Here is a 12,076-nt window from a genome sequence, read left to right as displayed (position 1 = left end):
GCAGCGGGTGTCCGCACAGAGGGCAGGGAGCCCCCACGGCTTCGACGCTAGCGGTGGTGCCCGGACCGCGGTACGGGCCAAGGGCCCCTGGCGCTCAGGCGGAGCGTCCGAGCCACTGGGGTTCGAGGTGCCGTCGCCGCACCTGGTCGGCCTCGACCCAGAACTCGCGCGCCCCGCGGTAGTAGGACATGCCCCAGAGCACCTGCACGAGCACGTGCTGCCCGCTCCAGCCCAGCGCGAAGCCCTTCTCGGTGCGGTCCGGGCGGCCGTCGTCGAACGTCAGCCGCACCCACACCGGAAGGGGACGGTGCGCGCGGACGGCCCCCTTCCGGCCGGCCTCCCCGACCGGCGCCACGATCGGGTCCGGCTCGGGCTCGCCGATCTTGTTCAGCTCACTCATGGCTGGATCATCCCTGCCGCCTCCGACATCCGAGTCAGGCGGACATACGAGCCGGGTTCCGTTCCGGTTGGGCAGCCGAGCCTCTGGGGACCCCGCGCCGCTTCAGCCGCGCGACCCCGACCTGGAGACGTGCCCGCGCCGCGGCCGCGGGCGGAGATCAGCGTCGGGGGAGCCGGCCCCGGCGACCGAGGGCCTCGCCCCGGGGGCGAGGAAGGCCTCGAGGGCCGCGAAGGCCTGCCCGGTCCGCTCGAAGGCGGGGTGGGGCCGCTGCAGCCGCTGCAGGAGCTCGCCGTTGTGCTGGAGCCGGAGGCGCGCCTTCGTCACGGCCGTGCGGGCGGCGGGCAGGTCGCCCGGCCGCAGGGTCAGCGGCTGCAGGACGCCGCGGACGGACTGCAGGGCGAGCGCGAACGCCCGGGCGTCCTCCCGCTGGGCCGCGGCGCGGTGCCCGCGCAGCTGGTCCGCGGCCTCGGACCACAGCTCTCCTGCCGCGATGCGCGCCACCTCGGTCCAGGCCTGCTCCTCATCGAGCCCGGCGCGGACCAAGGTGGCGTGCAGGCGGTTCCACCGGCCGGCCAGTTCCTCCTCGGTGGCCGGGCGCGGCGGAACCGGGGGAACGTGGCTCGAGGGGTGGGCGTGCAGCGCCGCTTCTGCGGTGCGGGTGCGGTAGTGTGCGAGTGCTGGGGCTCTCTTCATGGGTTTCCGCTCAATTCGCCAGCCCGCGCCAGCAGCGCTGGGGCAGGGGCTGGATCAGGACGTGGTGCAGCGGCCGCGGCTCGTCGGCCCCGATGCCGTGGGGACCCGGATCGCTGCGGCTCCCTTCCAGAGTCTCCGACCGTCGCCCCGTCCTTGGAGGGCCAAAAGTCCCGGGTCCTGCTAAAAGTCCTCCGTTTTGACAAAAGGTCCTGGCCTCCCACCGCGCCGCGCGGGCCTCTGCCGCGCGGCCGCTCTCCGGCGCCAGTGACCTTGTGCCCTGACCCCCTGCGAGCGCCCGGACCTACGATGACGTGGGCTGCAGCGAAGGGGCTGCCGCCGCGGCGAGATGGGGGTCGGCATGGAGCGCCGTGATTCCGGCACCGGGAGCGGAAGTCCAGCAGGTGCGTCCGTCCGCGTGTTCATCCTCGACCGCCACGAGGTGGTCCGCCTCGGCCTGCGGGGACTCCTCGAGAGCGCAGGGATGACGGTCGTCGGGGAATCCGGTTCAGTACGCGACGGCCTCGCCCAGGTCCCGCGGCTCGAGCCCCATGTGGCGGTCCTCGGGACGCTGCTGACGGACGGGATCGGGATCGAAGTGTGCCGCAGGCTCAGGTCCGCGGCGCCGAGCGTGCAGTGCATCATCCTCAATGACGCCCACGATGACCAGGCCGTCCTCGAGGCGGTGCTCGCAGGTGCGGCCGGGTACTTCCCGAAGGACACCCCGGCAGCTGCCCTCGTGGAGGCCATCGGCCGCGCCGCTGCCGGGGAGCCGCTCTTCGAACCCGGCGCCGAGGCGCGCGCGAAGGCCCGGCTCTCGTCGGCCGAGCCCAGGGACCCCCTCGTCGACTCGCTGACCCCGCAGGAGCACCGGGTGCTGGACCTCATCGCCGAGGGCCTGACCAACCGGCAGATCGCCCGGGAGCTCGACCTCGCGGAGAAGACCGCGAAGAACTACGTCTCCTCGGTCCTGACCAAGCTCGGACTCAAGCACCGGACCCAGGCTGCGCTCCACGTGGCCGCCAGGAACGGGGACGGCCAGGCCGGGCGCGCCCCTCGCAGGCGCTGAGCCGGGCAGGGACCTTTTCCCCTGTGGACCCTCCGCACGGGGCAGAGATGCTGGCTAAAAGCCCGCACGTGCAGAGGAGACCCGACGATGCCGCACTACGAGCTCACGTTCATCAATCCTGCGTCCCGCTGGTCGCACCCCGTCCAGTTCCGGGCAGCGTCGCCCGAATCCGCCCGCATCCTCGCCTCGCAGCTGATCGACAACCAGCTCCGCGGAGGCGGCGTCGCAGAAGCTGTGCTCTCGACGGCGGGAACCGCGCCACCCGAATCGCTCCGGTGGAGGGACGGCGTCTGGGAGGCGGAAGCCGGTGGACAGGCCCTCCCGGGAGCCGGGGAAGGGCAGCTCTCATGAGCGTCTCGCCCATGACTCCCCGCCGCCGCGGCCTCCTGGCCCGCTGGGAGAGCGTCCGCACCCTGCTCGTCCTGGAGGGCGCCCCGGACGGCCGCGCGCGCACCGAGGCCGCGTGCCTCGGCGCGCTCGAGGCCTGGGACCTGATCAACCTGCGGCGCCGGCACGAACGGGACCGCGGCAACGGGCGCGAGGCCAAGGCGCTCGAGGCGGCGCTGCGGCCGCTGCAGAGCGTGGTGGTCAGCCTCCTGCGCCACCCGGGGGACACGGACGCGGCCCGTTCCACGGTGCGTGCCGCGCAGCGCCGCTTCGAGCAGGACGCCGGGCTCGGCTCGCTCCCGCATGCTCCGGGAGCCCGTGTTGCCTACGAGGCGTTCAGCTCGCTCGATGCCCTGCTTGCCTCCGGGATGCGCAGGGCGGGCTGAGGCCGGCCGGGGGACGGGCTGGGCCGGCCCGGGCCAGCTCAGTCGGCGAAGGCCGTCTGCGGCAGCACCGGATGGATGCGCTGGACGAGCTCGGCCGCGACGGTGTGCAGCTTGACGTTGCGGTTGTTCGACGCCCGCCGCAGCACGTCGAAGGCCTCGTCCGCGGAGCAGCGGCTCTGGGCCATGATCGCTCCGATGGCGACGTCGATGACGGTCCGGTTCTGCATCGCGTGCGCCCGGTGCTCCGCGAGGTCTGCCTCGTCCGCGAGCCGCACGGCCATCCGCAGTGCCCACGAGGCCTCATTGCGGGCCCGGCCGAGCAGGGCGAGCGCGGCACGCCGGGCGGCCGCGCCCGCCGGCGGCGTGCCCACGAGGACGAGCGCCGCCGTGGCCGTGGGCCCGGCGGCGACGGGCGCCACGAACAGCCCAGCGTCGACGCCCCACGCGATTCCCGACGCCCAGGCCTCGGGCAGCCGCTCCTCGGACGCAGACCGGGAGTGCTCGAGCGCGGAGGCGAGGTACGCGTCGTCGTCCGCCAGGCGCTCCCGGGTGAGCCGGACGAGCGAGGAGGCGCCCCCGGCCGTGAGGACGGGACGGTTGCGGCGGTAGAGGGCCAGCGCGGCGTCGGGGCGGCCCAGCGGGGCGAGCCGGCGGCCCGTGCGCTCTGCGAGAGCGGAGAGGAAGGCATCGAGCCCGGAGTACGCCAGCAGCAGGTGGAGAAGGTCGTGCGTGGCGGGACGTGGCTCGGGCCGGGCGGCCATCGGTGTGCTCCTTCGGGGGCACGGCCGTCGCAGGAGCGTCGGCCGCGTGGACTGAAGTCGGCCCTTTTCCTGAGCACAGGGCGGCGCTCGGCGCTGCCCTGTCGATCATCTTGACGAACGCCCGCGAAACGGTCAAATCTCGGGACGTCCCAGGCCGGTGCGAGAATGGCAGCGCGGTCGGTGGGGAAAGGCCGGCCGCGAGCCCCAACCCCTGTGAGGAAATGCCCTGATGCATTCAAAGCTGCTCGCCGTCCGCGACCAGGTCCATGCCCGCAATCCCGGCGAGGTCGAGTTCCACCAGGCCGTCAACGAGGTCTTCGAGAGCCTCGGGCCCGTGATGGAACGCCACCCCGAATATCTCGAGGCGGCGGTCCTCGAGCGGCTCTGCGAGCCGGAACGGCAGATCATCTTCCGCGTGCCGTGGACGGACGACGCCGGCCGCGTCCAGATCAACCGTGGCTTCCGGGTGGAGTACAACTCCGCCCTCGGCCCCTACAAGGGCGGCCTGCGGTTCCACCCCTCGGTCTACCTGGGCATCGTGAAGTTCCTCGGCTTCGAGCAGATCTTCAAGAACGCCCTGACGGGCATGCCGATCGGCGGCGGCAAAGGAGGCTCCGACTTCGACCCGCGCGGCCGCTCCGACGCCGAGGTCATGCGCTTCTGCCAGTCCTTCATGACGGAGCTCTACCGCCACATCGGGGAGTACACCGACGTGCCCGCGGGGGACATCGGCGTAGGGGGCCGCGAGATCGGCTACCTCTTCGGCCAGTACAAACGCATCACCAACCGCTACGAGTCCGGGGTCCTCACCGGCAAGGGCCTCGGCTGGGGCGGCTCCCTCGTGCGCCCCGAGGCCACCGGCTTCGGCACCGTCCTGTTCGCCCACGAGATGGCCGCCTCGCGCGGCGGCGGCTTCGAGGGCCGTCGCGTGGTGGTCTCCGGCTCCGGCAACGTGGCGATCTACGCCATGGCCAAGGCGCAGCAGCTCGGCGGCAAGGTGGCGGCCTGTTCGGACTCGAACGGCTACGTCGTGGACGAGGCAGGGATCGACGTCGGGCTCGTCCGGCAGATCAAGGAGGTCGAGCGCGGCCGGCTCAAGGAGTACGCCGAGCGGCGCGGGCCGGGCGTCCACTATGTCGACGGAGGGAGCGTGTGGGACGTCGACGCGGAGATCGCCCTGCCGTGCGCCACCCAGAACGAGCTGGATGAGGCCGCCGCCGTGCGCCTCGTCCGGGCCGACGTGAAGGTCGTCGCCGAGGGCGCCAACATGCCGTGCACCCCGGAGGCCGTCGCGGTGTTCCAGAAGGCCGGTGTGCTCTTCGCCCCCGGCAAGGCGGCGAACGCCGGCGGCGTGGCCACCTCCGCGCTCGAGATGCAGCAGAACGCGAGCCGTGACTCGTGGTCCTTCGAGTACACGGAGCAGCGCCTCGCCGAGATCATGGTGGGCATCCACGACCGCTGCGCCGAGACCGCCGAGGAGTACGGCGAGCCGGGCAACTACGTGCTCGGTGCGAACATCGCCGGGTTCGTCAAGGTCGCCGAGGCCATGCTCGCCCAGGGCCTCGTCTGATCTCCCGTCCCCTCAACGCCGCATCAGGACGCGCCGGAAACTTCGGAGTATTACGGCATGTCCTGATGCGGCGTTTGGCGACGGCGGACCGTACGGGCTAGCCTGAGCGCATGTTCAAGCGTTGGTATGCGTATTTTGCGTTGGCTCTGGAGGGCCAAGCGTAGAGTTTCGCGTACCGACTTCCAGAGCCAACAGGGCAGGGACCTCACGGTCCTTGCCCTTTGCCATACCAACGGCAGGCTCTGGACCCCGCGGGGCCTGCAGATGAAGGACAGGACCCCATGAATCCCCAGCCCGCCGCCCCGACCGCCAGCTCCGTCCCGGCCAGCTCGGCCACCGGCAACCTCCGCGTCGCCGAGTTCACCGCGCTCCCGTCCCCCGGCGAGGTCCTGGACGAGCTGCCCCTCTCCGACGGTGCCGCCCGGACCGTGGCCCGCGCCCGCGACGAGGTGCGCGCCATCATGGACGGGCTCGACGACCGCCTCCTCGTGATCGTGGGCCCCTGCTCCATCCACGATCCCGAGGCCGGCCTCGACTACGCGCGGCGACTGGCCGACGTCGCCCGCGAGCACCGCGAGGACCTGCTCGTGGTGATGCGCACGTACTTCGAGAAGCCCCGCACCACGGTGGGCTGGAAGGGCCTGATCAACGACCCGCATCTGGACGGCAGCCACGACATCCCCGCCGGGCTCCGGACCGCGCGGCGCTTCCTCCTCGACGTCCTCGCGCTCGGCCTGCCCACGGCCACCGAGTTCCTCGAGCCCATCAGCCCGCAGTACACCGCCGACGCGATCGTCTGGGGCGCGATCGGGGCGCGCACCACGGAGAGCCAGATCCACCGCCAGCTCGTCTCCGGCCTCTCGATGCCGGTCGGCTTCAAGAACGGCACGGACGGCGGGCTCGGGGTCGCCGTCGACGCCTGCGGGGCCGCGGCGGCCGCGCAGGCCTTCCTCGGGATCGACGACGGCGGCCGCGCCGCCCTCGTGGAGACCGCCGGCAACCCGGACACCCACCTCATCCTCCGTGGGGGATCTGCTGGACCGAACTACGGCGCCGAGCACGTCGCCGCGGCCTCGGCGCGGATGGCCGGCAAGGGCCTCAACCCGCGTCTCATCGTGGACGCGAGCCACGCAAACAGCGGCAAGGACCACCACCGCCAGGCCGAGGTGGCCCTCGAGATCGGCGCGGAGCTCGCCGCGGGCGGGGACACGGCGGGGGCCGTGGCCGGCGTCATGCTCGAGAGCTTCCTCGTGGGCGGGGCCCAGCCGCTCGACGTCGCCGAGTTCGCTGCCGGCCGTGCGCAGCTCGCCTACGGGCAGAGCGTCACGGACAAGTGCATGGAGTGGGAGGTCACCGAGCAGATCCTCGACCACCTCGCGGGAGCGGTTCGCACCCGGCGCGTTCCCAAGGGCCACTCCAGCAACTAGAGTTGTTTGTATGTCTGATTTCTCCTCGTCGCGGTTCCTCACAGTCGCTGAGGTCGCGGAGATGATGCGGGTGTCGAAGATGACGGTCTACCGTCTGGTGCACTCGGGGGAGATGCCTGCCGTGCGCTTCGGCCGCTCCTACCGGGTTCCCGAGGCGGCGGTCGAGCAGTACCTGAAGAACTCGGTCGTGGACGGCAGGACCGAGTCGGCCTGACGCGTACGGTATCCTGTTCAGGAACGTTTCACGTCACGTCACCAGCAGTTGGTTGAACGGCGCCCTTGCGCGCGACCCGGCCAGCAGCCCGGGGCACCAACTACGGTAAGGAACTTTTCATGGGTTCGGTTATCAAGAAGCGCCGCAAGCGCATGGCCAAGAAGAAGCACCGCAAGCTGCTTCGCAAGACTCGTCACCAGCGCCGCAACAAGAAGTAGGCGCGCCGCCCCCTTGAGGGGCGATGGTGGGTGAGGCCCGTTCCCTCCGTGGGAGCGGGCCTCACGTGCGTCCGGGCCACGTTCTTCCCGCGGGTGACCTCGCGCGCACGGGGTGAGTTCGGGCTAGCGGCGGAAGCGGGCGTAGCCGCGCCAGAGCCCGTACAGCGCGCCGCCGACGGTGGCGGCCTTGAGCCCGAGCGTGGCGGCCCGGCGCCCGGCGCGGAAGTCGTAGATGGGCCAGTTGTGCGCGTTCGCGTGCGAACGCAGCCGCGCGTCGGGGTTGATGGCCACGGGGTGCCCCACGAGCGTCAGCAGCGGGATGTCGTTGTGCGAGTCCGAGTAGGCCCAGCAGCGCTCGAGGTCGAGGCCCTCCCGCTCGGCGAGCTCTGAGGCCGCCGCGGCCTTGGCCTTCCCATGCAGGATCTCGCCCACCAGGCGGCCGGTGTAGGCGCCGTCCTCGATCTCGCCCACGGTTCCCAGCGCCCCGGTGAGCCCCAGCCTGTCGGCGATCACGGTGGCAACCTCGATGGGCGTCGCCGTCACAAGCCACACCCGCCGGCCCACGCGCAGGTGCTGCTCGGCGAGGGCCTTGGTGCCCGGCCAGATGCGCGACTCGATGAACTCGTCGTAGACCTCGTGGCCGATCGTCTCGACGTCGACCGCGAGGATCCCGGCGCCGAGCGCCAGCGCGGAGGCCTCGATGGAGCGGACATCCTCGAGGCTCTCGCCGCGGAACAGGAACGCGAGGTGCTTCCAGGCGAACCCGGCCGCGTCGCGCAGGGTGAAGGCGCCGCGCTCGTACATCTTGCGGGCCACGTGGAAGAGGCTGGCGCCCTTCATGAGGGTGTTGTCCACGTCGAAGAAGGCCGCCTCGACCTGGCGCCCCACGGGCGCCGGGCGCGCTGGATCCAGCGCCTTCTTCTCTGCGGGCATGGTCCGAGTCTAGCGATTCACAGCTCGGCCACAGCCGCGCGCTACCGTGGAGGCATGCGCATCCCCGAGATCGTTCTCGTGACGAAGAGCCAGTGCCACCTGTGCGAAGAGGCCAGGGACGTGGTCGGACGGGTGGCGTCGGACGCCGGCCTCGGCTGGGAGGAGCGCAGCATCGACGACGACCCCGTCCTGCGCGACCGGTTCGCCGAGGAGGTGCCGGTGGTGCTCGTGGACGGCGTCCAGCGGGATTTCTGGCGGATCAACGAGGCCCGGCTGCGGCGCACCGTCGATGCGTCCCGTCAGGGCTGACCGCCGGCGCGCGGCGGACGGCCCGGCGGCGGAGGGCGGCGGCCCTTTTGGTGCCCGGGGCGCCCCGGTCCTAGAGTGAATGGGGCCGCCGCGACGGCGGCGTCCGAGCGTAGAGCGCGCACGCGCGTGGCCCGCGAGGGAATGAGGTGGCAGTGGCAGGACGGTCCCAGTCGGGAAGCCGAGGCGCCGCGCCCGCGACCGACGGGAAGCAGCTGCCGCCCGCGGTCGTCTCCCGCCTGACCGTCTACCTGCGTGCCCTCAACTCGTTCCTCGCGGACGGGGTGGACCGGGTCTCCTCGGATGCGCTCGCCGAGGCGTCCGGGGTCAGCTCCGCGACCCTGCGCAAGGACCTCTCGCAGCTCGGCTCCTATGGCACCCGCGGCGTGGGGTACGAGGTCGAGAACCTCCGCCAGCACCTCTCCGTGGCCCTCGGCCTGACGCGCGACTGGCGCGTCGCGATCGTGGGCGCCGGCAACCTCGGCCGCGCCCTGGCCAGGTACGGCGGCTTCGGTACACGCGGCTTCGACGTCGTCGCGCTGCTCGACACCGACCCGCAGATCATCGGCAACGAGATCGGTTGGCTCCGCATCTCCGACGCCGCCAACCTGGAGGCTGTCTTCCAGCGCACCCGCGCGAACATGGCCGTCCTCGCCCTCCCGGCGTCCGTGGCCCAGGAGGTGTGCGACCGCGTGGTCGCCGTGGGCGTCCGCAGCATCCTCAGCTTTGCGCCCACCATCCTGCAGGTCCCGCCCGGGGTGACGCTGCGGAAGGTGGACATGGCCACCGAGCTCCAGATCCTCGCCTACCACGCCCAGCGCGGAGAGGCAGGCGGGGAGACGGGCACGCCTTCGGACCCCGATCCGTCGTACGACGACGTTCCGCACCCGGGCGGGCAGCCCGCCTGAGGCGGGGGCCGCCGTCGTGCGCCAGCGCCCGCTGGGCCCGGAGGGTCAGCGGAGGTAGCCGCCGCCGAGCTTCGCTGCCCGGCGGGCGGCGATGTACTGGCTCGAGGGCCGCAGCCACGTGAGCACCGCTGCGGCGATGTACAGCGCCCCCGAGAGGAACGAGAGGACGTAGACGAAGGCCGGCATCGGGAAGGCGCCCGCGGTGGGCAGAACCGCGGAGAGCGCAAGGTTGCTGACATAGCCGAGGACCGAGAGGCCCGCGAACACCGTGAGCAGGATCCGCACCCAGTTCATCCCGGCCCGGATCCCGAGCGCGATCAGCACGGTGACGGCCACCCCGACGAGGGCGGAGACCCACAGGGCGGGGGTCATGATGGCCGTGAACTGGCTGGCGAAGGCGGCCGCGTTGGCCCTGTTGGCCCGGGTGGTGGCCTGCATCAGGCTGGTGTGCATGTAGGTGCCCATCCAGTCGAGGATCGCCGGGATGCCGGCCAGCGGCGCGATGGAGCTCGCGACGAGGAACCAGGCGGCGAGGGTGATGGTGAGCGGCCGCGCGATCCCGACGGCCGGCATTCCAGGGAAGGAGCCGCTGGGCAGCTGGCTCGGCCACGGCCCCTGGTATGAGCCCTGGGGTGGGGGAGGACCGTAGGCGGGCGCTCCGCCGGGCTGCGGCGCGCCCTGGTAGGCCGGGGGGCCCGGCTGGTATGCCGGCGGACCGGGCTGGTACGGGGGCGGCGTGGGCTGCTGGCTCATGGCGTCACTGTCCGTAGGGATTGCCGAAGGTCGGTCCCTTCGGGGGCGTGTAGGGATTGGCGAACTGGTTCTGGGCGGTGAGGAAGGCCGTCACCGCGGGCCTGAACAGGAGCACGATCGATGCGACTGCGAGGCCGATCGTGATGAGGGAGAACACCCCGCCCGCGAGGAAGGCGCCGAGGGTGAGGCAGAGGAAGACGGTGCCGAGGGTCCGGGCCCACTTCCGCCCGCGCATCAGGAAGACCCCGCACAGCACGAGCACGACGGCGTTGACCACGACTCCTGCCAGGGCGAGCCACACGAACGTGCTGATGATCTGGCGGAACTGCTCGAAGGTGATGCCGGACGAGGCGCCGCCGGCGTCGTTGAAGAGGGTCCGTAGGGCGGACGTCGGCGTGTTGAGGGTGACAAGCGTGGCGAAGAGGCCGATGACGACCTCGGCGGCCGCCGTGATGAAGATCAGCAGGGAGGCCCGGCGCACCGCCGTGCGCTGGGCGTCCGGGCCGGGGGCGGGGGTGCCATAGCCCTGGGGGCCGTAGCCAGGGGCGCCGTACCCCTGAGGCCCGTAGCCCGGGGCTCCGTAGCCCGGGGCACCCGGCTGCTGCCACGCCTGGCCGTAGGCCGGCGGTTGCTGTTGTCCGTAGGCCGGCGGCTGCTGCTGGCCGTACGTTGGGGGCTGCTGCTGGCCGTACGCTGGCGCCTGCTGCTGCGCCTCCCCGTATCCGGGAGCGTACTGTCCGTACTTCGGCGCGGGCCGTCCCGGCTGGCCCTGCCCCGGTCGCTGCCCTGCCTGTCCCTGGCCAGCCTGCTCGGGCCCGGGCTGCTGATCCCCGTGGTGCTGCTCGGCGCCGTTCGGCGGGACAGGGGGCGTGCTCATGCGGGTCCAATCGTTGAAGGTGGCCCGACGGGGGAACGGCTACGCGCCCCCGCCGCGTTGACCCCACTGTAGCGCCAGAGGGCACCGGCCCGGCACCCCTCCCTGATGTCAGTGAGGGCGTGCCGCGCGCGGCGGCCCTGCTGCACGGTCAGCCCGCGCAGGGCCGCGGTCAGCTGGTCGGTTCCTCCACCGTTGCCGCCGCGATGACGGCAAGGCTTTCGGCGATGCTCAGCAGCGCCGTGGTGCGCGCCTGCTCGAGGCATCCCGCGATCTCGGCGGAGCTGGTGCCCTCCTTCTGGGACGCTTCGAAGAAGGCAAAGGCCAATTCGAGCGGCTCATGTGCCATGGTCGGGTTCCCTTCATCCGCGTCGGCGAACCCCCCGGGCTCCGCGCCCGGGGATACCACCTGACGTACCCGCGGGCCGGAGTCTCAATCGTTCTGCCGGCGAAGGGCCGAGCGGGGCCGGCGGGATGACGCGCGATGGCCTAGGGGAAGATCCGCAGCGAGGTGTCCCAGTTGAAGGTCTCGTGGGCCGGGCTGACCTGGAGGCCGAAGATCAGGAGCATGAACGCCTCCAGCTCGCGCGAGCGGCGCAGCGGTCCTGCGTCGATCGGCCGCATCCCGGCCTTGGCGACCAGCGCGCTCACCTTCTCCTTGGCAGTCTCCGAGTCTCCCGCGATGAAGACGTCCAGATGCTGGCCTCCCGCCGAACCGGCCTCGAGGGTCGCGGCGAAGACGGTGTTGAAGGCCTTGACCACCTCGGCGCGGCCCCGGACCATCGTGGCGACCTCTTCCGCCGCCGACGTCCCCGCTGGCGTGAGGAGCCCGTCGAAGGTCGCGACGTCCACGGGGTTCGCGATGTCCACGACCACACGCCCGTCGACCGCGTCGCCGAGCTCGCGCACCACATTGGCGACCTCCCGGTAGGGGACGGCCAGGATGACCAGCCCGCCTTCCACAGGGGCACCGATGACTCCGCCGCTGGCGCCCGCGCCGAGCGACTCCACGAGGTCGCGGGTCTGGCCCCCATCGCGGCCCAGGATCTGGACGGCACGCCCGCCCCGCAGGGCCGTCTGCGCGAGCCCTCGGGCCATCCTTCCGCTGCCGATGATCGTGACCTCAGCGCTCACGTCTGCCTCCTCGATCGCTGGCCTGATGCCACCGAGGGTAGGACCG

At 72.1% G+C, this 12,076-nt stretch carries 17 protein-coding genes; 9 read left to right on the top strand and 8 right to left on the bottom strand.

Translation table 11 applies throughout. The annotated features are described in order from the left end of the window. Window positions 1–94: 94 nt before the first annotated feature. Window positions 95–400 carry a hypothetical protein gene (locus tag J2W20_RS04450; protein WP_307004963.1) on the bottom strand — a complete coding sequence of 102 codons (306 nt, stop codon included), beginning with the start codon at window positions 398–400 and terminating at the stop codon, window positions 95–97. Window positions 401–502: 102 nt separating this feature from the next. Continuing rightward, window positions 503–1,093, bottom strand: a complete 591-nt coding sequence (locus tag J2W20_RS04445) for a hypothetical protein (RefSeq protein ID WP_307004961.1) — start codon at window positions 1,091–1,093, stop codon at window positions 503–505. Window positions 1,094–1,451: 358 nt separating this feature from the next. Here J2W20_RS04445 and J2W20_RS04440 point away from each other — a divergent pair, with 358 nt between their 5' ends. The 3 genes from J2W20_RS04440 to J2W20_RS04430 all read left to right on the top strand — a co-directional run bounded on the left by J2W20_RS04440 (window position 1,452) and on the right by J2W20_RS04430 (window position 2,932). After that, window positions 1,452–2,159 carry a LuxR C-terminal-related transcriptional regulator gene (locus J2W20_RS04440; protein ID WP_307004959.1) on the top strand — a complete coding sequence of 236 codons (708 nt, stop codon included), beginning with the start codon at window positions 1,452–1,454 and terminating at the stop codon, window positions 2,157–2,159. Between the two features lie 87 nt (window positions 2,160–2,246). Continuing rightward, window positions 2,247–2,510 (top strand): hypothetical protein, encoded by a 264-nt coding sequence (locus J2W20_RS04435; protein WP_307004958.1) that lies wholly within the window; start codon window positions 2,247–2,249, stop codon window positions 2,508–2,510. Further along, window positions 2,507–2,932: a hypothetical protein gene (locus J2W20_RS04430; protein ID WP_307004956.1), complete on the top strand. Its 426-nt coding sequence runs from the start codon at window positions 2,507–2,509 to the stop codon at window positions 2,930–2,932. The genes J2W20_RS04435 and J2W20_RS04430 overlap by 4 nt, the downstream gene beginning before the upstream one ends. A gap of 38 nt (window positions 2,933–2,970) precedes the next feature. Here J2W20_RS04430 and J2W20_RS04425 read toward each other — a convergent pair whose 3' ends face one another. Beyond that, window positions 2,971–3,693, bottom strand: coding sequence for an ANTAR domain-containing protein (locus J2W20_RS04425; RefSeq protein WP_307004955.1), 723 nt, complete (start codon window positions 3,691–3,693; stop codon window positions 2,971–2,973). 229 nt (window positions 3,694–3,922) lie between these two features. Here J2W20_RS04425 and gdhA point away from each other — a divergent pair, with 229 nt between their 5' ends. The 4 genes from gdhA to J2W20_RS04405 all read left to right on the top strand — a co-directional run bounded on the left by gdhA (window position 3,923) and on the right by J2W20_RS04405 (window position 7,122). Beyond that, window positions 3,923–5,263: an NADP-specific glutamate dehydrogenase gene (gdhA, locus tag J2W20_RS04420; RefSeq protein WP_307004953.1), complete on the top strand. Its 1,341-nt coding sequence runs from the start codon at window positions 3,923–3,925 to the stop codon at window positions 5,261–5,263. Between the two features lie 281 nt (window positions 5,264–5,544). Next, window positions 5,545–6,690, top strand: coding sequence for a 3-deoxy-7-phosphoheptulonate synthase (locus J2W20_RS04415; RefSeq protein WP_307004951.1), 1,146 nt, complete (start codon window positions 5,545–5,547; stop codon window positions 6,688–6,690). A 10-nt stretch (window positions 6,691–6,700) separates the two neighbouring features. After that, the gene (locus J2W20_RS04410) at window positions 6,701–6,904 is read left to right on the top strand and encodes a helix-turn-helix domain-containing protein (RefSeq protein ID WP_066500031.1); all 204 of its coding nucleotides are present in this window, start codon (window positions 6,701–6,703) and stop codon (window positions 6,902–6,904) included. Window positions 6,905–7,023: 119 nt separating this feature from the next. Then, window positions 7,024–7,122 (top strand): 30S ribosomal protein bS22, encoded by a 99-nt coding sequence (locus J2W20_RS04405; protein ID WP_003792170.1) that lies wholly within the window; start codon window positions 7,024–7,026, stop codon window positions 7,120–7,122. A 123-nt stretch (window positions 7,123–7,245) separates the two neighbouring features. Here J2W20_RS04405 and J2W20_RS04400 read toward each other — a convergent pair whose 3' ends face one another. Beyond that, window positions 7,246–8,055, bottom strand: coding sequence for an HAD family hydrolase (locus tag J2W20_RS04400; protein ID WP_307004947.1), 810 nt, complete (start codon window positions 8,053–8,055; stop codon window positions 7,246–7,248). Window positions 8,056–8,109: 54 nt separating this feature from the next. Here J2W20_RS04400 and J2W20_RS04395 point away from each other — a divergent pair, with 54 nt between their 5' ends. Together J2W20_RS04395 and J2W20_RS04390 are read left to right on the top strand one after the other, a co-directional pair. Beyond that, window positions 8,110–8,364 (top strand): glutaredoxin family protein, encoded by a 255-nt coding sequence (locus tag J2W20_RS04395; RefSeq protein ID WP_307004945.1) that lies wholly within the window; start codon window positions 8,110–8,112, stop codon window positions 8,362–8,364. Window positions 8,365–8,516: 152 nt separating this feature from the next. Further along, entirely contained in the window at window positions 8,517–9,269 is a 753-nt protein-coding gene (locus tag J2W20_RS04390; protein WP_307004943.1) for a redox-sensing transcriptional repressor Rex, read from the top strand. A gap of 45 nt (window positions 9,270–9,314) precedes the next feature. On the opposite strand, the gene J2W20_RS04385 is transcribed toward J2W20_RS04390, so the two are convergent. From J2W20_RS04385 to J2W20_RS04370, 4 genes are all read right to left on the bottom strand, one after another. Next, a complete protein-coding gene (locus J2W20_RS04385; protein ID WP_307004942.1) occupies window positions 9,315–10,022 on the bottom strand; it encodes a hypothetical protein in 708 nt (235 codons plus the stop codon). Window positions 10,023–10,026: 4 nt separating this feature from the next. Next, on the bottom strand, window positions 10,027–10,899 hold the full coding sequence (locus tag J2W20_RS04380; RefSeq protein ID WP_307004940.1) for a hypothetical protein: 873 nt from the start codon (window positions 10,897–10,899) through the stop codon (window positions 10,027–10,029). Window positions 10,900–11,068: 169 nt separating this feature from the next. After that, the gene (locus J2W20_RS04375; RefSeq protein WP_307004937.1) at window positions 11,069–11,245 is read right to left on the bottom strand and encodes a hypothetical protein; all 177 of its coding nucleotides are present in this window, start codon (window positions 11,243–11,245) and stop codon (window positions 11,069–11,071) included. 140 nt (window positions 11,246–11,385) lie between these two features. Then, complete coding sequence (locus tag J2W20_RS04370) at window positions 11,386–12,030, bottom strand: NADPH-dependent F420 reductase (protein ID WP_307004935.1); 645 nt, start codon at window positions 12,028–12,030, stop codon at window positions 11,386–11,388. Window positions 12,031–12,076: the final 46 nt, after the last annotated feature.

The sequence above is a fragment of the Sinomonas atrocyanea genome (assembly GCF_030812675.1).
GTDB classification, from domain to species: domain Bacteria; phylum Actinomycetota; class Actinomycetes; order Actinomycetales; family Micrococcaceae; genus Sinomonas; species Sinomonas atrocyanea_B.
The sequence above is the reverse complement of the archived record's forward strand: the minus strand, read 5'-3'. Positions and strand labels throughout refer to the sequence as shown.

Coding starts and splice junctions, on each gene's coding strand:
- J2W20_RS04450 (WP_307004963.1), bottom strand. CDS start 400: ATGAGTGAGCTGAACAAGATCGGCGAGCCCGAGCCGGACCCGATCGTG.
- J2W20_RS04440 (WP_307004959.1), top strand. CDS start 1,452: ATGGAGCGCCGTGATTCCGGCACCGGGAGCGGAAGTCCAGCAGGTGCG.
- J2W20_RS04380 (WP_307004940.1), bottom strand. CDS start 10,899: ATGAGCACGCCCCCTGTCCCGCCGAACGGCGCCGAGCAGCACCACGGG.
- J2W20_RS04435 (WP_307004958.1), top strand. CDS start 2,247: ATGCCGCACTACGAGCTCACGTTCATCAATCCTGCGTCCCGCTGGTCG.
- J2W20_RS04400 (WP_307004947.1), bottom strand. CDS start 8,055: ATGCCCGCAGAGAAGAAGGCGCTGGATCCAGCGCGCCCGGCGCCCGTG.
- J2W20_RS04425 (WP_307004955.1), bottom strand. CDS start 3,693: ATGGCCGCCCGGCCCGAGCCACGTCCCGCCACGCACGACCTTCTCCAC.
- gdhA (WP_307004953.1), top strand. CDS start 3,923: ATGCATTCAAAGCTGCTCGCCGTCCGCGACCAGGTCCATGCCCGCAAT.
- J2W20_RS04405 (WP_003792170.1), top strand. CDS start 7,024: ATGGGTTCGGTTATCAAGAAGCGCCGCAAGCGCATGGCCAAGAAGAAG.
- J2W20_RS04385 (WP_307004942.1), bottom strand. CDS start 10,022: ATGAGCCAGCAGCCCACGCCGCCCCCGTACCAGCCCGGTCCGCCGGCA.
- J2W20_RS04410 (WP_066500031.1), top strand. CDS start 6,701: ATGTCTGATTTCTCCTCGTCGCGGTTCCTCACAGTCGCTGAGGTCGCG.
- J2W20_RS04415 (WP_307004951.1), top strand. CDS start 5,545: ATGAATCCCCAGCCCGCCGCCCCGACCGCCAGCTCCGTCCCGGCCAGC.
- J2W20_RS04445 (WP_307004961.1), bottom strand. CDS start 1,093: ATGAAGAGAGCCCCAGCACTCGCACACTACCGCACCCGCACCGCAGAA.
- J2W20_RS04375 (WP_307004937.1), bottom strand. CDS start 11,245: ATGGCACATGAGCCGCTCGAATTGGCCTTTGCCTTCTTCGAAGCGTCC.
- J2W20_RS04430 (WP_307004956.1), top strand. CDS start 2,507: ATGAGCGTCTCGCCCATGACTCCCCGCCGCCGCGGCCTCCTGGCCCGC.
- J2W20_RS04395 (WP_307004945.1), top strand. CDS start 8,110: ATGCGCATCCCCGAGATCGTTCTCGTGACGAAGAGCCAGTGCCACCTG.